This is a genomic window from Psychrobacter sp. Rd 27.2 (assembly GCF_001921755.1).
Lineage (GTDB): Bacteria > Pseudomonadota > Gammaproteobacteria > Pseudomonadales > Moraxellaceae > Psychrobacter > Psychrobacter celer.
Genome location: NZ_MRYB01000179.1, coordinates 1 through 301, shown reverse-complemented (window position 1 = coordinate 301; position 301 = coordinate 1). Strand labels below are relative to the sequence as shown.

The 301-nt window shown below is 46.2% G+C and carries 1 protein-coding gene; it reads right to left on the bottom strand.

Annotation, left to right across the window (positions count from 1 at the left end; genetic code table 11):
- Positions 1-301: hypothetical protein (locus BTV99_RS13655; protein ID WP_178377998.1), on the bottom strand; the 301-nt coding region annotated here is incomplete at both ends.

The window sequence follows — 301 nt, the reverse complement described above, 5'->3', positions numbered from 1 at the left end:
CCTGTGCAATTGCGCCTGTGCTATCCACTTCATACTCTGTCACTGACATCTCAAATGAGATGTTAGTGGCATCATCTGCAGGTGGCGTTAGGGTTATTCCTTCGAATTCAGCACTACTCATACTGACCGTCGGTGTACCGTCATCGATTAAGTCACCTGTATCGTTTAACTGAATAACGATGTTACCGTCTGCATTTGGAGTAAGGATATTACCTGAACCATCTTTCAGCACTGCACCTTCAGGGATACCGGATAGAGTGATATAGCCAAGACGCTCAGGCGTATCATCATCACTGCTCGT